This is a genomic window from Caulobacter sp. GW821-FHT12A07 (assembly GCF_058807655.1).
Genome location: NZ_JBXAQX010000004.1, coordinates 405,586 through 424,745, shown reverse-complemented (window position 1 = coordinate 424,745; position 19,160 = coordinate 405,586). Strand labels below are relative to the sequence as shown.

Genomic DNA, 19,160 nt, shown 5'->3' with positions numbered 1-19,160 from the left:
ACCTTTCGAGATTCCCGAGACGACGATGCCTAGCCTCAACGAGATCCGCAGCACCTTCCTCGACTACTTCGGCAAGGCCGACCACGCCGTCACGCCGTCGGCGCCGCTGGTGCCGCAGAACGATCCGACCCTGCTGTTCGTCAACGCCGGCATGGTGCCGTTCAAGAACGTCTTCACCGGCGCCGAGACGCCCGCGCATCCGCGCGCGGCCAGCTCGCAGAAGTGCGTCCGCGCCGGCGGCAAGCACAACGACCTGGACAACGTCGGCTACACCGCCCGCCACCACACCTTCTTCGAGATGCTGGGCAACTTCTCGTTCGGCGACTACTTCAAGGAACAGGCGATCACCCACGCCTGGACCCTGCTGACCGGCGAGTTCGCCCTGCCCAAGGACAAGCTGCTGGTCACGGTCTACCACACCGACGACGAGGCGGCGGACCTGTGGAAGAAGATCGCCGGCCTGTCCGACGACAAGATCATCCGCATTCCGACCAGCGACAACTTCTGGTCCATGGGCGATACCGGCCCCTGCGGCCCGTGCTCGGAGATCTTCTACGACCACGGCGAAGGCATCTTCGGCGGCCCTCCGGGCAGCCCCGATGAAGACGGCGACCGCTTCATCGAGATCTGGAACCTGGTGTTCATGCAGTTCGAGCAGCTGGCCGGCGGCGAGCGCCTGTCGCTGCCCAAGCCCTCGATCGACACCGGCATGGGCCTGGAGCGCATCGCCGCGGTCCTGCAGGGCCAGCACGACAACTACGACATCGACCTGTTCAAGGCCCTGATCGCCGCTTCGGTCGAGCTGACCGGGGTGAAGGCCGAGGGCGACCAGGCCCCGTCGCATCGCGTCATCGCCGACCACCTGCGCTCGTCGTCGTTCCTGCTGGCCGACGGCGTCACCCCGTCGAACGAAGGCCGCGGCTACGTGCTGCGCCGGATCATGCGCCGGGCCATGCGCCACGCCTATCTGCTGGGCGCGCAAGAGCCCCTGATGCACCGTCTGGCCCCGACCCTGGTGGCCGAGATGGGCCAGGCCTATCCGGAACTGCGCCGCGCCGAGGCCTCGATCGTCGAGACCCTGCGCCAGGAGGAAGAGCGCTTCCGCGTCACCCTGGGCCGTGGCATGGGGCTTCTTGACGAAGCTACCGCCGGGCTCGAAAGCGGCGGCGTGCTGGACGGCGAGACCGCCTTCAAGCTCTATGACACCTACGGCTTCCCGCTCGACCTGACCCAGGACGCCGTGCGCGCCAAGGGCATCACGGTCGACACCGACGGCTTCGACGTGGCCATGGACCGCCAGCGGACGATGGCGCGCGCCAACTGGGCCGGTTCGGGCCAGCAGGGCGCGGCCGCCGCCTGGTTCTCGATCAAGGAAAAGGCCGGCGCCACCGACTTCGTCGGCTACGAGACCACCGAGACGACGGGCGTGGTGAAGGCCATCGTCGCCGACGGCGCCGAGGTCGAGGCCGCTTCGGCCGGCCAGACTGTCGACGTGCTGCTCGACCGCACCAGCTTCTACGCCGAGAGCGGCGGCCAGGCCGGCGACACCGGCGCGATCGAGGCCAATGGCGCCGAGAGCCGCGTGCTCGACACCCAGAAGCAGGCCGGCGAGCTGCACGTGCACCGCGTCGAGCTGGCCGGGCCGCTGAAGGTCGGCGACCAGGTCGTGGCCAGCGTCGACGCCGAACGCCGCCACACCACCCGTTCCAACCACTCCGCCGCCCACCTGGTGCACGCGGCCCTGCACCATGTGCTCGGCCCGCACGTCGCCCAGAAGGGCCAGATGGTCGACGGCGAGCGCATGCGTTTCGACTTCAGCCACGGCGGCCCGCTGTCGCCCGACGAGATCGAGCGCATCGAGGCCGAGGTCAACGCGGTCATCCGTCAGAACGTGGCGGCCCAGACCAAGGAAATGGCCCCGCAGGAGGCCATCGAGGCCGGCGCCGTGGCGCTGTTCGGCGAGAAGTACGGCGACAGCGTGCGCGTGCTGACCCTCGGTGACAGCCTGACCGAAGCCGGCAAGGCCTATTCGGTCGAGCTGTGCGGCGGCACCCACGTGGCCCGCACCGGCGACATCGCCCTGTTCAAGATCGTTTCCGAGCAGGGCGTGGCCGCCGGCGTGCGCCGCATCGAGGCCCTGACCGGCGAGGCGGCCCGCCGCTTCCTGCTCGACCAGGCCGGCGTCGCCAAGGCCCTGGCCGACCAGTTCAAGACCCCGGTCGCCGAGGTTCTGGCCCGCGTCGACGCCCTGGTCGCCGAGCGCAAGAAGCTGGAGAAGGAACTGGCCGAGGCCAAGAAGCAGCTGGCCCTGGGCGGCGGCGGCGCGGCCTCGGGTCCGGAAGACGTCAATGGCACCGCCCTGATCGCCCGCGTCCTCGACGGCGTCGGCGGCAAGGAACTGCGCGGCGTCGCCGAGGAGTTCAAGAAGCAGCTGACCAGCGGCGTCGTGGCCCTGGTGGGCACGACCGACGGCAAGGCCGCCGTCACCGTGGCCGTGACCGCCGACCTGACCGCCAAGTTCAGCGCCGCCGAACTGGCCAAGGCCGCCGTGATCGCCATGGGCGGCCAGGGCGCGGGCGGCAAGCCCGACTTCGCCCAGGGCGGCGCCCCGGACGCGACCAAGGCCGACGACGGCCTGGCCGCCATCAAGGCCGTTCTGGCCGGCTGATCGCCTTAGATCGGCCCGCTTCCTCGTCGAAGCGGGCCGACTTCGTTCTCAAGTCAGTATCGGCGGACCAGCGCCTGCGTAAGATCCACAACATCATGCCCGATCCCGCCGAGCGTCGCGCCTGGCGGGTCTGGCTGGGCCTTGCCGCCATGGTGGCGGTGATCGGCGGCGGCGTCGGCCTGACCGTCTCGCGCTGCACGCGGCCGTCCGAGCCCGGTACAAAGGCCGAGCGTCAGGTCGCCGCGGCCGCGACCCCCGTCGTCCTGCCGCTGGAGGCCAAGGACTGGCGCGGCAAGATCGACTACCGCGCGCTGGACGCCCGCATCCGGACGATGATGGCCGACCGCAGCATGACGGGCCTGGCCGTCGCCGTGGTCGAGGACGGCCGGCTGTCGTTCGTGAAGGGCTATGGCCAGACCACGCCGAACGACGGCGAGGCGGTCAACGCCGACACCGTGTTCCGCTGGGCTTCGCTGTCCAAGACCGTGTCGTCGACCCTGAGCGCGCGCCTGGCCGGGGAGGGGGCGTTCTCGCTGCAGGACCCGCTGGCCAGGTTCGGCGTCAGCCTGCGCTTGCCGGGCGGGGCCGAGCAGACCCTGACGGTCGAGCAACTGCTGTCACAGCGCACCGGCCTGCCGCGCAACGCCTATGACGGCTGGCTGGAAGGCGGCCGCGATCCGAAGACGATCCGGCAGGCCCTGGGAACGGTGCCGCCGCAGTGCCCGCCGGCCACCTGCCACACCTACCAGAACCTCGCCTACGACACGATCCGCGAGGTGATCGAGGCCTCCACCCACCGGCCCTACGCCGAGGAGGCGCGCCAGAAGCTGTTCCTGCCGCTGGGCATGGGCAGCACGACCATCGGCATGGAGGAGATCCGCGGCGAGCGGCACTGGGCGCGGCCCACCCGCTATGGCCGCGAGTCGATCCTGGCCGAGGCCTATTACCGGGTGCCGGCGGCGGCGGGGGTGAACTCCAACATCGTCGACCTGGCGCGCTGGATGCAGGCCCAGATGGGCCTGGCGCCCGCCGTGCTGCCGGCCAAGGTGCTGGAGGAGATCCAGCGTCCGCGCGTGCTGACCAACCGGCCCTATGGCAACTCGCCGCTGGGCCGCTCGCTCGACAAGCCGGCCTATGGCCTGGGCATGCGCAGTTTCGGCTATCAGGGCCACCGCCTGGCGGGCCACAGCGGGGCCGTCGACGGCTACCGCTCGACCATGATGTTCGACCCGGCCACCAAGACCGGCGTCGTCATGCTGTGGAACAGCGAGAGCAGCCTGCCCTTCAAGCTGCAGGCCGAGGTCTTCGATCTCTACTACCACCTGCCGTTCACCGACTGGCTGCAGCTGAAGGGCAGCGACGCGGTCGAGGTCGCGCCTTAGGGGGCGGCGAAAACCTCGTCCTTCGACAGGCTCAGGATGAGGTTTTTATGCGGTCGAGCGTTCGTCGCTCGGGCCGAACCATGGTCCTCATCCTGAGCTTGTCGAAGGACGAGGATCACGCACAGGAACGAAAAAGGGCGCTCCTCCCTCTCGGAAAGAGCGCCCCTGTCATCTGAAGCCTGAGCTCTTAGAACTTCGCGCGGACGCCGAAGAAGTAGCGCGAGCCGAAGGTCTCGTTGCCGATCCGGCGGGCGGCGCTGTTGTATTCGATGCGCACCTCGTCGGTCAGGTTCACGCCCTCGACGAAGACGGTGATCTTGTCGTTGACGTTGTAGCTGGCCGAGGCGTCCAGCGAGCCGAAGGCCTTGTTGAACTCCGGCAGGTTGCCGCGGCCGGCGGCCGTGATCAGCCAGTCGTCGCGCCAGTTGTACGAGGCGCGGGCGCTGAACTTGTCGTTCTCGTAGTAGAGCGAGACGTTGTAGCTCTTACGCGACAGGCCCGGGAACGGCAGGATCTCGTTGGTCAGCAGGTTGACCCCCTTGAAGCCCTTGTCCTTCTGGTAGGTGAAGTTGGCCAGCACCCCGAAGCCGTCGAACGGCGCGGGCAGGAAGTCGAAGGCGTACTGGCCGCCGATCTCCAGGCCGTTGATCGACACCTCGTCGGTGCCGTTGACCGGGCGCGAGATGGCGTAGGTCTGGCCGTCGATGACCTCCGAAGTGGTCTGGTTGATGATGGAGGACGAGATGTCCTTCCGGAAGTAGGTCGCCGAGACGAAGCTGTCCTTGGCGAAGTACCATTCCAGGCCCGCGTCGTAGGCCGTGGCCTCGAAGGGCTGGAGGTCCGGATTGCCGCGCGAGCCGGTGAAGCCGATCTGATCGATGCTGCGGCGCAGGGCCAGCTGGCTGGGCGCGGCGCGGGCCATCACCTTGCTGGCGGCGGCGCGGCCGATCAGCTTGCCGGGGATGAACTCGAACCGCAGGTTCAGCGACGGCAGGGTCTTGGTGTAGCCGCCGTCCTGCTCGCCCTTGACGAAGTTGACGATCGGGGCCGAGGTCGTGCCGGTCTGCACGCGGTTGTAGCCGGTGGAGACGGTCTCGGTGTCGACCACCCGGACGCCCAGCGTACCGCTGATCCCCACGGGCAGTTCACGGAAGTCGAAGGCGGCCTGGACGTAGGCGCTGCGGGTCTTCTCCTCCACCGACCAGGTGTCGAGGAAGGCCTGGAAGGTGCCGCGGCCGCCATAGGTCTCGGCGGTGTTGGCGTTGGGATTGACGCCGTAGACGTCGTTGATCAGGCCCGCCGTCGCCAGGGTGGCGGCGTAGGTGCCCATGGTGTTGTCGTTCCATTGGCGGATGCCGCCGGAATAGCCCAGGTCGCCGGTCTCGAAGAACGGGATGCTGTTCACGATCGAGTTGATGTTGACGATGTTCTCGAGCGTCGCGCACGAGGTCGCCACCGCGACCACGGCGCCGCTGCTGGCGTCGTTACGGCAGTTCAGGCGCGTCGTGCGCTGGTAGAGGATCTGGTCGGTCTCGAACTGCCGCGCCTGGACGCCGGCCTTGATCGAGGTCAGCCACGAGCTTTCCGGCTTGTAGGTGACGTTGAACTGCTGGGCGGTCTCTTCGGAGGTGTTGTTGCGCGGGTTGAACAGGGCGTCGATCCGCTTGACGCCCTGGCCGGTGGTGACGTCCAGGCCCGGGAACGAGAAGTTCGGCGCGCCCTGGCCGCCGGTGTAGTCGACGACGGCGCGCGGCACGCCGAACACCGTGGCGGTGGAGTTGATCTCGTTGTTCTGGACCTCGGCGTTCGAATAGTCGAAGCGGGCGTCGAACACCCAGTGGTCGAGCTTCCACTCGCCGCCGACGGCGGTCGTGTACTGGGTGCGCTTCAGCCCGCCCAGGATGTTGCGGTAGGCCAGGTCCATCGGGAAGTTGGCGTCGCTGGTCAGCTCGATGTGGTTGACCGTGTTGTCGGCGCCCAGCGTGGTCTTGCTGTAGTCGATCAGGCCGCCCGAGGCGCCCAGCTGCAGGAACGAGCTGTTCACCTTCTCGCTGGCGGTGGCGTAGGTGGCGTCGAAATAGGCCTTGAAGTTGTCGGTCGGCCGCCATTCGACGACGCTGCTCAGGGCTTTGCGCTCGGTCTCGCGGCGATCGATGATCAGGCGCGGGATCTCGGGAATCCAGTCCAGCGTGCCGTCATTGTTGACGTCGGTGCTGCGCCCGGGCGTCGCGCCCGTGCCGGTGGCCGTGGCCGCCCGGCGAATCCAGCCGGTGGTGCGGGCGTTGTTGCTGTTGAGGTGGCGGTTTTCCCAGGTGCCCGACAGCAGGACGCCCAGCTTGTCGTCGAAGAAGGTGCGGCTGCCGATCAGGGCGACCTTGGGGTCGTATTCCTTGGCCAGGTTGGAATAGACGCCCTGGATCGAACCGGCGACATAGGGCTCCTTGCTGTCGAACGGCCGGCGGGTGATCACCCGCACGGTGCCGCCGATGCCGCCCTCGGCCATGTCGGCGGTCGGCGACTTGACCACGTCCAGGCGCGAGACGAACTCGACGGGGATGTCGCGGAAGTCCACGGCGCGGTCGCTGCCGCCGACGGTGAGCGACAGGGCCGACGAGCCGTTGATCTCGACGCGGTTGAGGCTGGGATCGGCGCCGCGGATGCTGACGCCGCGACCTTCGCCGTCCTGGCGGCTGATCTGCACGCCGGTCACCCGTTGCAGGGCTTCGGAGAGGTTCTTGTCGGGGAACTGGCCGATGTCCTCGGCCGAGATCGAGTCGACCACCTGCAGCGAGTTGCGCTTGGTGTCCATGGCGCTGCGCAGCGAGGCGCGGATGCCGGTGACGACGACTTCCTCGACCGCGTCGGGCTCGACGGTCTGGCCGGCCGGAGCGGCGGGCGCGGTCTGGGCGAGGGCCATGGCCGGGGCGGCGAACACGGCGGCGGCCACCGCGACGCTCGAAACACCCGCCCACAGTTGCGCGCTGGTCGACGACTTCATCGTTTCCTCCTGTGCCTGACGTGGCTCGGAGGCGACCCGGGGGAGGGCGCGACGCCGAGATCGACAGTTTTCATATTGTGGGAACTTATCCCGATAGTCGGGATGATAACCGCCTCGCTCCGGAAATGTCGAGTGGGATACGATATGTCGTATTAGAAATGGGCTGAAAGCGCCGATCTGGCCAATCGCGGCAACGTGAGGATTTGCTTGGCTTTTTCAGCGCCTCAGGTTGAGGGCGAGCATATCGCCGGTATCGGAAAGGCTCGGCCCGACCCGGGTCGCGACGACCTCGAGGGCGACGTCCGCACAGCCCGCGCGGCCAAATCGAGGCCGACCTAAACAAGACCCAGCGGCCCTCCGCCGACAGTATCGGCGGCGTTCTATCCACTCCGTTTTCCAAGGACACCGTCGATGCCGATCACGGCCACCCCGACCCCCGGCGATCAACTGATCACCCCGACCGACCACACCCTGATCATGATCGACTTCCAGTCGCAGATGGCGTTCGCGACCAAGTCGATCGACCCGGTCTCCCTGCGCAACAACGCCGCCCTGGTGGCCAGCGGCGCGGCCGGCTTCGGCGTCTCGACCATCCTGACGACCGTGGCCGAGAAGAGCTTCTCGGGCCCGATGTTCACCGAGGTCACCGAGCCGTTCCCGGGCAAGGCCCTGGTCGACCGCACCTCGATGAACAGCTGGGAAGACGCCGGCGTGATCGAGGAGGTCAACAAGATCGGCAAGGGCCGCATCGTGCTGGCCGGCCTGTGGACCAGCGTCTGCATCGTCGGCCCGGCGCTGTCGGCCCTGCAGCAGGGCTATGAGGTCTATGTGATCACCGACGCCTGCGGCGACATCTCCGAGGAAGCCCACGAGCGGGCCGTGCAGCGGATGATCCAGGCCGGCGCGCGGCCGATGACGGCCCTGCAGTATCTGCTGGAGCTGCAGCGCGACTGGGCGCGCGGCGAGACCTACGACCTGACCACCGGCATCGCCAAGAAGTTCGGCGGCGGCTACGGCCTGGGCATCATCTACGCCAAGACCATGTTCAACGCCCACGAGGGCTGACGAACCGGCCCGCGCCGGCCGACCTTCCAGGTCGGCGCGGACCGCCTTTCAACAAGGCGTCCCAAGATGAAGATCTATCTCCTGTCGCTCGCCGCGGGCCTGGCCGTCGGGGTGTTCTACGCCCTGGTGCAGGTGCGCTCGCCGGCGCCGCCGGTCGTGGCCTTGATCGGCCTCTTCGGCATACTGGTCGGCGAGCAGATCCCGCCGCTGGTCAAGAGCCTGGCCGCCCGCCAGCCGGCCGCCGTCTCGTGGCTGCGTCACCAGGTGGGGCCGCACATGTTCGGCAGCCTGCCGGGGGCCGTGAAGCCTCCCGAGCAGGCGCGCGCCGAGCCTCCCCATCCCCAAGCCTGACGTCCCCCAGTTCCCTCGGCCCCAGTTCCCCCGGAGTATCCGCATGACCTCGCCCGACCTGATCCTGCGCAACGGCCGCTTCACGACCCTCGACCGGAGCAATCCCAACGCGCAGGCCGTCGCCGTGACCGGCGGACGCTTTTCCGCCGTGGGGACCGAGACCGAGGTCATGGCCCTGGCCGGGCCGGCGACCAAGGTGGTCGACCTGAAGGGCCGCCGGGCGCTGCCGGGCCTGATCGACAACCACCTGCACATCATCCGCGGCGGGCTGAACTTCAACATGGAGCTGCGCTGGGACGGCGTGCGCTCGCTGGCCGACGCCATGGGCATGCTCAAGCGCCAGGTGGCCATCACCCCGCCGCCGCAATGGGTGCGGGTGGTGGGCGGCTTCACCGAGCACCAGTTCGCCGAAAAGCGCCTGCCGACCATCGAGGAACTGAACGCCGTGGCGCCCGACACGCCGGTGTTCATCCTGCACCTCTATGACCGCGCCCTGCTGAACGCGGCGGCGTTGCGGGTGATTGGCTACGACCGCGACACGCCCGAACCGCCCGGCGGCCAGATCATCCGCGACAGCCAGGGCAATCCGACCGGCCTGCTGCTGGCCAAGCCCAACGCCCAGATCCTCTACGCCACCCTGGCCAAGGGCCCGAAGCTGCCCTTCGACTACCAGGTCAACTCGACCCGCCACTTCATGCGCGAGCTGAACCGGCTGGGCGTGACCGGGGCGATCGACGCCGGCGGCGGCTTCCAGAACTATCCGGACGATTACGAGGTCATCCAGAAGCTGGCCGACGACAACCAGCTGACCATTCGCCTCGCCTACAACCTCTTCACCCAGAAGCCCAAGGGCGAGAAGGACGACTTCCTCAACTGGACCAAGACCTCGACCTACAAGCAGGGCGACGACTATTTCCGCCACAACGGCGCCGGCGAGATGCTGGTGTTCTCGGCCGCCGACTTCGAGGACTTCCGCCAGCCGCGTCCCGACATGCCGCCGCAGATGGAAGGCGAGCTGGAGGAGGTGGTCACCATCCTGGCCCAGAACCGCTGGCCCTGGCGGATGCACGCCACCTATGACGAGACCATCGACCGGGCGCTGGACGTGTTCGAGAAGGTCAACAAGGACGTCCCGCTGGAGGGCCTGAACTGGTTCTTCGACCACGCCGAGACGATCTCGGAAAAGTCGATCGACCGCATCGCCGCCCTGGGCGGGGGCGTGGCCGTGCAGCACCGCATGGCCTACCAGGGCGAATACTTCCTCGAGCGCTATGGCGCGGCCGCCGCCGAGGCGACGCCGCCGATCGCGAAGATGCTGGAGAAGGGTCTCAAGGTCTCGGCCGGCACCGACGCGACGCGCGTGGCCTCGTACAATCCCTGGGTCTCGCTGGCCTGGATGATCACCGGCAAGACGGTGGGCGGAACCCGGATCTATCCGCAGCGCAACTGCCTGGACCGCGAGGCGGCGCTGCGCATGTGGACCGAGAACGTCACCTGGTTCTCCAACGAGGAGGGCAAGAAGGGCCGGATCGTGGAAGGCCAGCTGGCCGACCTGATCGTGCCCGACCGCGACTTCTTCGGCGTGCCCGAGGACGAGATCGCCGACATGACCTCGGACCTGACCATGGTCGGCGGCAAGATCGTCTATGGCGCGGGCGACTTCGCCAAGCTGGACGAGAACGAGGTGCCGCCGGCCATGCCCGACTGGTCTCCGGTGCGGGTGTTCGGCGGCTATGCCGCCTGGGCCGAGCCGGAGAAGGACGCCGCCATGCGTCGCCAGGCGGCCGCGTCGTGCGCCTGCGCCAGCGGCTGCGGCGTGCACGGCCACGACCACGCCACGGCCTGGACCAAGAGCCTGCCGATCAGCGACCTGAAGTCGTTCTGGGGCGCGCTGGGCTGCGCCTGCTGGGCGGTCTGATGCGGGCCGTCCTCACCTCGCAGGCGGTGCGCTGGGTCGCGCTGCTGGGCCTGTGCGCCGCCTATATCCAGGGCGGCCTGACCAAGGCCTTCGACTTCGGCGGGGCCGTCGGCGAGATGGCCCACTTCGGCCTGTCGCCGGCCGCGCCGTTCGCCGTGGCGGTGATCGCGCTGGAGCTGGCCGCCTCGGCGATGATCCTGAGCGGCCGGCTGCGCTGGCTGGGGGCGCTGGCCCTGGCGACGTTCACCCTGGGCGCGACCTTCATGGCCAACCGCTTCTGGCAGATGGCGCCGCCCGAACGGTTCGGCGCGACCAACAGCTTCTTCGAGCACCTGGGCCTGGTCGGCGGTTTCCTGCTGGTCGCCTGGCACGATCTCGACGCGCGGAGAGGGTCATGAGGACGCTGGCGGCCGCGGCCCTGGTGCTCGCGGCCCCACTCCTCGTAACGGGTCCCGCCCTGGCGGCCGAGCGTCCCGCGATCAAGGTCAACCGCTGGCAGGAGGACTGGTCGGTCCTGGCCGATCCGGCCAAGCGGACCGAGCCTCTCGACGGCCTGAAATACGTTCCGCTGGGCGACGACGCCTTCCTGTCGCTGGGCCTGACCCTGCGCGAGCGGCTGGAGCTGGGCGACGCCCCGACCTTCGGCCAGGAGACGCCCGACACCAGCCTGTCGCAGCGCCTGCAAATCCACGCCGACGCCCGGGCCGGCGCCTGGCGGGCCTTCGTCATGCTGGAGGACGTGCGCGCCTTCGGCCGTCGGCATGTCGGCGGGGCCGACGCCGACCGCCTGGACCTGCGCCTGGCCTTCGTCGACCACGTGGGCCAATTGGCCGGCGGCAAGGCGACGGTGCGGGTCGGCCGCCAGGACTTCCCGATCGACCAGCAGCGCTTCCTGTCGGCGCGAGACGGCCCCGGCGTGCGCCAGTCGTTCGACGCGGTCTGGGTCGACTGGAGCCGGGGTCCCTGGACCCTGGCCGGCGTCGTCAGCCAGCCGGTGCAATATGCCGACGACGAGGCCTTCGACGATACGTCCAGCGGACACGTGCGGCTCGACTTCGCGCGCGTCGAGCGCAAGGCGTTCGGCGGGGTCGTGTCGGCCTATGCCGGTCGCCTGGCCCGTTCGACCGCCCGCTACGGCGACGCGGTCGGGCAGGAGGATCGGCAGGTCTACGACCTGCGCTACGCCGGCAAGGCTAAAAGCCTGGACTGGGACCTCGAAGCCATGGCCCAGCGCGGCGAGGTCGGCTCGACCGACGTCCGCGCCTGGGCGGCCGGGGCGCGGGGCGGCTGGACGTTCGCGGGCATCCCCTGGTCGCCGCGTCTGGGGCTGCAAGGCGATCTCGCCAGCGGCGACACCCGGAAGGGGGACGGGCGGCTCGGAACCTTCAACCCGCTCTATCCCAACGCCGCCTATTTCACCCGCGCCGGCTACACCGGCTACGCCAACATCGCGCACCTGAAGCCGTCGGTGACGGTGTCGCCGACCGGCAAGCTGACCGTCATGGCGGCCCTGGCCGGCCAGTGGCGGCGCACGGCGGCGGACGCGATCTACGGCCAGCCCTTCGCAGCCTATGCCGGCACGGCCGGGCAGGGCGGTCGCTGGACCGGCGCCTACGGCCACCTGCGGGCCGACTATGCTTTCAATCGGAGCCTGACGGGGACCATCGAGGCCGTCCATTTCGAGGCCGGAAGCGCCCTGCGCGCCGCCGGCCGGGACGACAGCGACTATCTCGGCGTCGAGCTCAAGTACGGATGGTGACCATGCGTTTTCCCAGCCTTTCTAAGGTGATGAGCTTCAATGGCGGCTATCTCGACACGGTCGGGTTCCTGGCCTTGCAGGGGTTGTTCGTCGCCCACGTCACCGGCAACTTCGTCACCTTCGGCGCGGCGATGATCCACGGGGCCGACGGGGCGGTGGCCAAGCTGCTGGTGCTGCCGATCTTCTGCGCGGCGGTGGTGATCAGCAGACTTGTGACGTTCCGGCTGGAGGCCGAGGGCCTGCCGGTGCTGCGGATCATGCTGGGGGTGAAGACCCTGCTGCTGGTCGCCGGCTCGGCCCTGGCCGTGACCCTGGCGCCGTTCGCCAAGGGCGACAGCTGGCAGCTGATCCTGGTGGCGGCGGTCTTCGTCTGCGCCATGGCCATCCAGAACGCCGCCCACCGGGTGCACATCCCGACCGCGCCGCCCACCACTCTGATGACCGGCTCGACCACCCAGATCATGCTCGACGTCGCCGAGCTGATCCGCCGGGGACCCGATCGGGGAGCCTCGATCGCCCGGATCAGGAAGCTGTCGGTGGCCGTCGGCCTGTTCGCTGCCGGCTGCGGCCTTGGCGCTCTGGCCTTCGCCCTGCTGGGACCCGCGGCCTTCTGGCCGTCGGCGGCGCTGGGCCTGCTGTCGCTGTTCTCGGACGAGGCCCGAGGCGTGGCGGTGAAATAGGGGGAGGAGATAGCGGTCCCAGAGGGGCGGGATTTTTCACCCGCCTGGGTGAGTGCGCTTCACCCGTGCGGGAATGGCGCTGCGGCGCGCCTTGGTTGAGTTTGCTCCTGCGCCGGCAAGTGGTCGGCGGCGTCCTGGACTGACCACCTTCCCAAGAGAGCGACGATGCAAGCCCAGACCGTCATGACCCGCGCCTCCGACACGGGCGCCGAACCGGCCCCCGAACCGGCGCACGACCAGATCCGCCAGCTGTTGCAGCAGGCCCGCCACGTCCTGGCGACCGACCCCGCCGACGCCGAACGCTGCATCGCCGTGGCGGTGCGGCTGCTGCCGCAGATCGACGCGGCGGCCTCGCGCAGCTTCGCCCCCCAGACGGCGGGCGCGCCTGCCGCCTCGCCGGCCCTGCAACGCGGAGGCCTGGCGCCCTGGCAGGTGCTGCGGGTCAAGGCGCTGGTGGAGGCGCGGCTGGCCGACCGGGTGACCAGCGCCGAGCTGGCCGCCGCCGCCCGCCTCAGCCCCAGCCACTTTTCGCGGGCCTTTCGGGCGAGTTTCGGCGACGCGCCCAAGACCTACGTCAACCGCCGCCGGATCGCCCGGTCCAAGGACATGATGCTGTCGACCGGCGACAGCCTGGCCGCCATCGCCCTGGCCTGCGGCCTGTCGGACCAGGCCCACTTCTGCCGGATGTTCCGTCGCTTCGAGGGCCAGTCGCCCAGCGTCTGGCGTCGCCTGCGCGGCGGCGAGCGCGAGGCCTGGCCGTTGATCGCGGCGGAATGAGTAAGGATCGGACCCCGTCGTGACCGCCACCGTCCTGCTGATCCACGGCGCCTGGCTGACGCCCAGGCACTGGGATCGCTTCCAGGACCGCTACGCCGCGCGCGGCCTGAGCGTGCTGGCGCCGGCCTGGCCGCTGCTGGACGCGCCGGTCGAGGCCCTGCGCCGCTCGCCGCCCCGCGCCTTCGGCAGGCTGAGCCTGGAGGAGGTGGTCGAAAGCTACGCCGTCCGCGCCGCCACGCTTTCGGAGCCGCCGATCCTGATCGGCCACGGCTTTGGCGGTCTCGTGGTGCAGCTCCTGCTGGATCGCGGCTGCGGCGCCTGCGGGGTGGCCATCGCCTCGACCCCGCCGTTCGGCCTGCTGGAGCGGCCGCGCGCGGCCTGGGCCCTGCGCCGGATCCTGGCCCGCTGGCGCGACTGGGACGGCGCCGCGCCGCTGAGCCCCGAGCGCTTTGCCGCCCTGTTCGCCCAGACCCTGCCCGAGGCCGACCGCCGCGCGGCCTATGCCGAGCAGATCGTGTCCGCGCCGGCCAGGGTGGTGCGTCAGGCCCTGCTCGGCCCCTGGAGGCGTCGCAAGGGAACGGGCTGTCGCCGGCCGCCGCTGCTGCTGATCGCCGGCGACGAGGACCGGGTCGCGCCGGTCGCCATGGTCGCCGCCAGCGCCCGCCAGCAGCGCCGCGCGGCCTCGCGCACCGACCTGCAATGCTTCTCGGGCCGCTCGCACTGGCTGTGCAACGAGCCGGGCTGGGAGGACGTCGCCGACTTCGCCCTCGACTGGGCGCTTGCCAATGGGCGTCCCATTCCCGCGCAGGCTTGATCCGGGCGGTTCCGCGTCAACCCCCGAAAGGGTAATGCTGCGCCGCTTTCGTGTATGGTCGCGGTTCGCCAAACACGTCACCTGTACGAGTCCCATGCGCAAGGACCGGTCCCCGGACGCCGCCGAAATGAACGAGTACCCCGCCAGCGGCGCGTCCCCTGCCAGCGACGAGCGCATCCGCGTACTGATCGCCGACGACCACCCGATGCTGCGCGAAGGGGTGATCTCGGTGCTGGAGACGCAGGCCGACATGGTCGTGGTCGGCGAGGCCGCCACCGGCGACGAGGCGGTCGCCAGCTGGGAGGCGCTGCGTCCCGACATCACCTTGATGGATTTGCAGATGCCCGGCCATGGCGTGGTCGCTATCGAGACCATCCGCCGGGCCCATCCCGAGGCGCGGATCATCGTGCTGACCACCTTCACCGGCGACGCCCAGGCCCTGCACGCCCTGCGCGCCGGCGCGGCGGGGTATCTCTTGAAGAGCAGTTTGCGCCGCGACCTGCTGGACGCCATCCGCGGCGTCCACGCCGGCCGCCGCCATCTTCAGGCCGAGGTGGCCGAGCGCATCGCCATCCACGCCATCGACGAGACGCTGAACGCCCGCGAGATCACCGTCCTGCAGCTGATCGCCAACGGCAATTCCAACAAGCACATCGCCCGCGAGCTGAACCTCTCGGAAGACACCATCAAGTCGAACATCAAGAGCATCTTCGCCAAGCTCTACGTCAACGACCGGACCCACGCGGTGACCGTGGCCGCCAAGCGCGGCATCATCGACCTTTGAGCCGGGCGGGGGGCTTTCGCACGGCACTGGCGGGCGTCGCGCTCGCCCTGGGCCTCGCCGTCTCGGCGCAGGCCGCGCCGGGGCTCGAGCCCCTGGCCGAATACAAGCGCGTCAGCTGGTCTCTGGAGGGCGGCGCGCCCAGCCGGGTCAACAGCATCGGCCAGTCGAAGGACGGCTATCTATGGATCGGCAGCGTCGACGGCCTGTTCCGCTTCGACGGCGTCGCCTTCGAGCAGATCCAGCGCGGCGGGCCCAAGCCCGGGCGGCTGAACGTCTCGCAGGTGCTGGGCGCGAAGTCCGGCGCGCTGTGGGTGGGCCTTGGCCGCAGCGGCGGGGTGGCGGTCTATCGCGACGGCCAGCTGATCGACGCCCGCATGCCCAATCCCTCGCGCGAGGTCACGAGCCTGGCCGAAGACCGCGAAGGCGGGATCTGGGTCGCGCGCGGCGGCCGCAAGCGCAACACCCTGGCCCGCTGGCATTACGGTCGCTGGCAGGAGTTCGGGGCCGAGGCCGGCGTGCCCGAGCAGGAGGTCTGGCAGATCTTCTTCAGCCGTGACGGGGTCCAGTGGCTGGTGCTGGGCGACACCGTGCTGCGCCGCGCGCCCGGCCAGACCCGGTTTTCGGCCACCGGCGTCAAGGTCGCCCGCCGCGCCAGCCTGGCGCAGGACGCCCTTGGTCGCCTCTGGGTGTCGGACACCAAGGGCGTGCGGCTGCTGGCCGGCGAGGCCCCGGCCGCCTCGTCGCTGGCCCGGGCCTATCCGCGCCAGGACGAGGTGGGCGGCTCGAAGATCCTGTTCGACCACAAGGGCGACCTGTGGGGCGCGACCTGGACCGACGGCGTCGTGCACATTCCAGCGCCCGGCGTGGCGGCCCGCAGCGCCGACGCGGCGGGCCTGCGCATCCAGGCCTACAAGGCCGTGCACGGCCTGACCTCCGACCAGACCCACGCCGTGTTCGAGGACCGCGAGGGCAATGTCTGGTTCGGCACGGAGCTGGGCCTCGACATGATGCGGCCGGCCAGCGTGGTGGTGGAGCAGGCGATCCCGCCCAACTCCGCGCGCGGCTACCGCATGACCGCCACCCGGGACGGTACGGTCTGGGTCGCCGACGCCCACACCGTCTACGCCATCGCCCCCGGCAAAGCGCCCAAGCCAGTGGCGCGGACCAGCTGGTCGGCTGGCGCCTTGTGCGCCGACGAGAACGACGGCGTCTGGGTCACCCTGCGCGACACCGTGCTGAAGGTGCGCGCCGGCAAGGTCGAGACCTTCGAAAAGCCCGCCGAGGCCAGCGCTTTCGGTTGCGCGCAGGACGCCGAGGGCCGGCTGTGGATGGCCGCGCTGGACAAGGGCCTCTACTGGCGCGAGGACGGGACCTGGAACCGCTGGCCGGGCCTGTCGCCGACCCTGGGCGTGGCCTCCAACGCCGCCGTCCAGCCCGACGGTCGGGCGGCGATCCTGTTCCGCACCCCGCCGCCGCTGCAAGGGCGCCCGCCGTTCGAGCCGCTCTACAAGGAGCGCTTTGCGATCGGCGAGATCGAGGGCGTTCTGCCCGGGGCGGCGGCGCTCTATCTCAGCGGCGGCCAGGGCCTGGCCCGCCTGCGCGACGGCAAGACCGCGACCCTCGACGCCGAGCGCTATCCGTGGCTGGCCTCGGTCAACGGCCTGGTCCAGACCCCGGCCGGCGACACCTGGACGATCGGCGACGCCGGGGTGGTGCGGATGCGCTCGGCCGATCTCGACCGCGCCCTCGACAAGCCCGGCGCGCCGCTGGCCCGGCAGGTGTTCGACTTCCGCGACGGCCTCAACAGCTTCGTGCAGAAGTCGCCGGGCGCGCAGATCGCCGCCGGCGGCGACGGCCGCGTCTGGATCCTGACCCGGCGCAACGTGCTGGTCGTCGATCCGGCCCGCCTGGCGCTCAACACCGTGGCGCCGCCAGTGGCGATCCGCGCGGTGGTGGCGGGCGAGCGACGCTTCGCCGACCCCTCGGCCGTGCGCCTGGCGGCCGGCACGACCAGCCTGCGCATCCAGTACACCGCCCTCAGCTTCGCCGTGCCCGGCCGGGTGCGCTTCCAGTACCGGCTGGAGGGCGTCGATCGCGACTGGGTGGACGCCGGCGGCCGGCGAGAGGTGCTCTACAACAACCTGCATCCCGGGACCTTCCGCTTCCGGGTCAAGGCGGCCAACAACGACGGCGTCTGGAACGAGCGGGGCGCCCAGGTGGTCGTCACCATCCCGCCGACCCTGGCCGAGACCTGGTGGTTCCGCCTGCTGTGCATGGCGGCCGTGGGCCTGGCGCTATGGGGCGTCTACGCCCTGCGGCTGCGGCGAGTGTCGGCCCAGATCAAGGACCGGCTGGAGGAGCGCGCCGCCGAGCGCGAGCGCATCGCCCGCGAGCTGCACGACACCCTGCTGCAGAGCGTGCAGGGCCTGATCATGCGCTTCCAGTCGGTGGCCTATCAGATCCCCGACGACCTGCCGGCCAAGGACGTCATCAACCAGGCGCTGGACCGCGCCGACCAGATGCTGGTCGAGGGCCGCGACCGGGTGCGCGACCTGCGCGGCCGCGAGACCCGCCGCCTCGACATCCAGCTGCGCGAGCTGATGGCCGAGCAGCCGTTCGAGCCCGGCGTGAAGGTCGAGCTGGTGGTCGAGGGCGTGGCCCGCGCCATCCAGCCGCTGGTGCAGGAGGAGATCGTCCGCATCGGCGGCGAGGCCCTGTTCAACGCCGCCCGCCACGCTCGCGCCGGCCAGGTGCAGGTGCGCGTCTCGTACGGCGTGCGGCAGCTGCAGGTGACCATCCGCGACGACGGCGTCGGCATCGGCGCCAACCGCATGGCCTGGGCCAGCCGCGAGGGCCACTACGGCCTGATCGGCATGCACGAACGGGCCAGCAAGATGGGCGCCCAACTGGCCATCGAGAGCGCCGCCGGCAAGGGCACCACCATCACCCTAAGCGTCGCCGGCGCCATCGCTTATCCGACCCAGCCCTGGCTGGCGCGGCTGGGGCGGAAGAGGGGCGGGTAGGGGCTAGTCACGACCCATAGTGGTCATTCGAAGTTTCGGCGCCGGCGGGGCTCGCCCGTTGCGGACCCTCGCCCCCACACGGCGCGATCCGCAATGTCTGCGCCGTTCACTCCGAAAGCATCCCGATCGTCCGCAGCCATGTCTCCACCAACCTGGGCCACGCAGACACGGGAAGCTTCTTCTCCCGCAGACCGAAGGCATGGCCGCCCTGGGCGTATGAGTGCAGTTCCACGGCGACGCCCGCCTTCTTCAGGCCCATGTAGTAGCTCAGCGCGTCCTCGACCCTGTCCACATGGTCGTCCTCGTTCTGCAATAGAAAGGTTGGCGGCGTGCGGCGCGTGATGGCCTTCTCGATATTGGGATTGAGCGCGATGCTGTTCTTGGCCAGAGCCAGGTGCCCTGGATAGACGGCGATGGCGAAATCCGGGCGAGCGCTTTGCCGGTCGGCCGTGTCCACAGGCGCATAGAGGCGATCGTCGAAGTGGGTGCTGGCCTCGGCGACCAGATACCCGCCTGCGGAAAACCCGATCACCCCAATCTTGCGCGGATCGATCCGCCATTCGGCGGCGCGAGCCCGCGTCAGCCGCACGGTCCGCAGCACGTCCTGCAGGGACGGTGTCGAAATCTCCTTATTGTGCGGGCGGCAGTCGCATTGCCAGCGGTAGGGGATGCTCGGCACGCGGTATTTGAGCAGCACGCAGGTGACGCCCCTGGAAGTCAGCCAGTCGCAGATCTCGACGCCTTCGAGATCCATGGCCAGCAGCTGAAAGCCGCCCCCCGGTATGACGATGACCGCGACGCCGCTGTTTTTCCCCTTGGGCGAATAGACCGTCATCGTCGGCCGGGTGACGTTGGTCACGCCCCCATCCTTCGCGGTCTCCGGCCCCGGGACAGGCGGTGTATCTGGGGCCGCTCCCGGCCAGATCGGCATCTGGCGGTGA

At 69.8% G+C, this 19,160-nt stretch carries 14 protein-coding genes; 12 read left to right on the top strand and 2 right to left on the bottom strand.

Going from position 1 to position 19,160, the window contains the following annotated elements; genetic code table 11:
• The first annotated feature begins 25 nt into the window (after positions 1-25).
• Entirely contained in the window at positions 26-2,668 is a 2,643-nt protein-coding gene (gene alaS / locus AC1RRS_RS11510) for an alanine--tRNA ligase (RefSeq protein WP_492855311.1), read from the top strand.
• 95 nt (positions 2,669-2,763) lie between these two features.
• Positions 2,764-4,050 carry a serine hydrolase domain-containing protein gene (locus tag AC1RRS_RS11505; protein ID WP_492855275.1) on the top strand — a complete coding sequence of 429 codons (1,287 nt, stop codon included), beginning with the start codon at positions 2,764-2,766 and terminating at the stop codon, positions 4,048-4,050.
• 187 nt (positions 4,051-4,237) lie between these two features.
• Here AC1RRS_RS11505 and AC1RRS_RS11500 read toward each other — a convergent pair whose 3' ends face one another.
• Positions 4,238-7,048 (bottom strand): TonB-dependent receptor, encoded by a 2,811-nt coding sequence (locus AC1RRS_RS11500; RefSeq protein ID WP_492855274.1) that lies wholly within the window; start codon positions 7,046-7,048, stop codon positions 4,238-4,240.
• Between the two features lie 411 nt (positions 7,049-7,459).
• Between AC1RRS_RS11500 and AC1RRS_RS11495 the strand changes: the two genes are divergently transcribed.
• The 10 genes from AC1RRS_RS11495 to AC1RRS_RS11450 all read left to right on the top strand — a co-directional run bounded on the left by AC1RRS_RS11495 (position 7,460) and on the right by AC1RRS_RS11450 (position 18,219).
• Entirely contained in the window at positions 7,460-8,113 is a 654-nt protein-coding gene (locus AC1RRS_RS11495) for a hydrolase (protein WP_492855273.1), read from the top strand.
• Positions 8,114-8,179: 66 nt separating this feature from the next.
• Positions 8,180-8,464: a XapX domain-containing protein gene (locus AC1RRS_RS11490; RefSeq protein WP_110121531.1), complete on the top strand. Its 285-nt coding sequence runs from the start codon at positions 8,180-8,182 to the stop codon at positions 8,462-8,464.
• A 43-nt stretch (positions 8,465-8,507) separates the two neighbouring features.
• On the top strand, positions 8,508-10,382 hold the full coding sequence (locus AC1RRS_RS11485; protein WP_492855272.1) for an amidohydrolase: 1,875 nt from the start codon (positions 8,508-8,510) through the stop codon (positions 10,380-10,382).
• Positions 10,382-10,780, top strand: a complete 399-nt coding sequence (locus tag AC1RRS_RS11480) for a DoxX family protein (protein WP_492855271.1) — start codon at positions 10,382-10,384, stop codon at positions 10,778-10,780. The genes AC1RRS_RS11485 and AC1RRS_RS11480 overlap by 1 nt, the downstream gene beginning before the upstream one ends.
• A complete protein-coding gene (locus tag AC1RRS_RS11475) occupies positions 10,777-12,141 on the top strand; it encodes an alginate export family protein (protein ID WP_492855270.1) in 1,365 nt (454 codons plus the stop codon). Before AC1RRS_RS11480 ends, AC1RRS_RS11475 begins: the two co-directional genes overlap by 4 nt.
• Before the next feature lie 2 nt (positions 12,142-12,143).
• Positions 12,144-12,821: a YoaK family protein gene (locus AC1RRS_RS11470; RefSeq protein WP_492855269.1), complete on the top strand. Its 678-nt coding sequence runs from the start codon at positions 12,144-12,146 to the stop codon at positions 12,819-12,821.
• Between the two features lie 165 nt (positions 12,822-12,986).
• Entirely contained in the window at positions 12,987-13,598 is a 612-nt protein-coding gene (locus tag AC1RRS_RS11465; protein WP_492855268.1) for a helix-turn-helix domain-containing protein, read from the top strand.
• A gap of 19 nt (positions 13,599-13,617) precedes the next feature.
• Positions 13,618-14,412, top strand: coding sequence for an alpha/beta hydrolase (locus AC1RRS_RS11460; protein WP_492855267.1), 795 nt, complete (start codon positions 13,618-13,620; stop codon positions 14,410-14,412).
• Positions 14,413-14,539: 127 nt separating this feature from the next.
• Entirely contained in the window at positions 14,540-15,196 is a 657-nt protein-coding gene (locus tag AC1RRS_RS11455) for a response regulator transcription factor (protein ID WP_110121527.1), read from the top strand.
• Positions 15,193-18,219 carry a sensor histidine kinase gene (locus AC1RRS_RS11450; protein ID WP_492855266.1) on the top strand — a complete coding sequence of 1,009 codons (3,027 nt, stop codon included), beginning with the start codon at positions 15,193-15,195 and terminating at the stop codon, positions 18,217-18,219. The genes AC1RRS_RS11455 and AC1RRS_RS11450 overlap by 4 nt, the downstream gene beginning before the upstream one ends.
• A 106-nt stretch (positions 18,220-18,325) precedes the next feature.
• Here the strand turns inward: AC1RRS_RS11450 and AC1RRS_RS11445 are convergent, their stop codons facing one another.
• Positions 18,326-19,078 (bottom strand): alpha/beta hydrolase, encoded by a 753-nt coding sequence (locus tag AC1RRS_RS11445; RefSeq protein WP_492855265.1) that lies wholly within the window; start codon positions 19,076-19,078, stop codon positions 18,326-18,328.
• Positions 19,079-19,160: the final 82 nt, after the last annotated feature.

Bases quoted from the DNA above. Each gene is read 5' to 3' on its own strand.
- alaS (WP_492855311.1), top strand. From the start codon at position 26: ATGCCTAGCCTCAACGAGATCCGCAGCACCTTCCTCGACTACTTCGGC.
- AC1RRS_RS11505 (WP_492855275.1), top strand. From the start codon at position 2,764: ATGCCCGATCCCGCCGAGCGTCGCGCCTGGCGGGTCTGGCTGGGCCTT.
- AC1RRS_RS11500 (WP_492855274.1), bottom strand. From the start codon at position 7,048: ATGAAGTCGTCGACCAGCGCGCAACTGTGGGCGGGTGTTTCGAGCGTC.
- AC1RRS_RS11495 (WP_492855273.1), top strand. From the start codon at position 7,460: ATGCCGATCACGGCCACCCCGACCCCCGGCGATCAACTGATCACCCCG.
- AC1RRS_RS11490 (WP_110121531.1), top strand. From the start codon at position 8,180: ATGAAGATCTATCTCCTGTCGCTCGCCGCGGGCCTGGCCGTCGGGGTG.
- AC1RRS_RS11485 (WP_492855272.1), top strand. From the start codon at position 8,508: ATGACCTCGCCCGACCTGATCCTGCGCAACGGCCGCTTCACGACCCTC.
- AC1RRS_RS11480 (WP_492855271.1), top strand. From the start codon at position 10,382: ATGCGGGCCGTCCTCACCTCGCAGGCGGTGCGCTGGGTCGCGCTGCTG.
- AC1RRS_RS11475 (WP_492855270.1), top strand. From the start codon at position 10,777: ATGAGGACGCTGGCGGCCGCGGCCCTGGTGCTCGCGGCCCCACTCCTC.
- AC1RRS_RS11470 (WP_492855269.1), top strand. From the start codon at position 12,144: ATGCGTTTTCCCAGCCTTTCTAAGGTGATGAGCTTCAATGGCGGCTAT.
- AC1RRS_RS11465 (WP_492855268.1), top strand. From the start codon at position 12,987: ATGCAAGCCCAGACCGTCATGACCCGCGCCTCCGACACGGGCGCCGAA.
- AC1RRS_RS11455 (WP_110121527.1), top strand. From the start codon at position 14,540: ATGAACGAGTACCCCGCCAGCGGCGCGTCCCCTGCCAGCGACGAGCGC.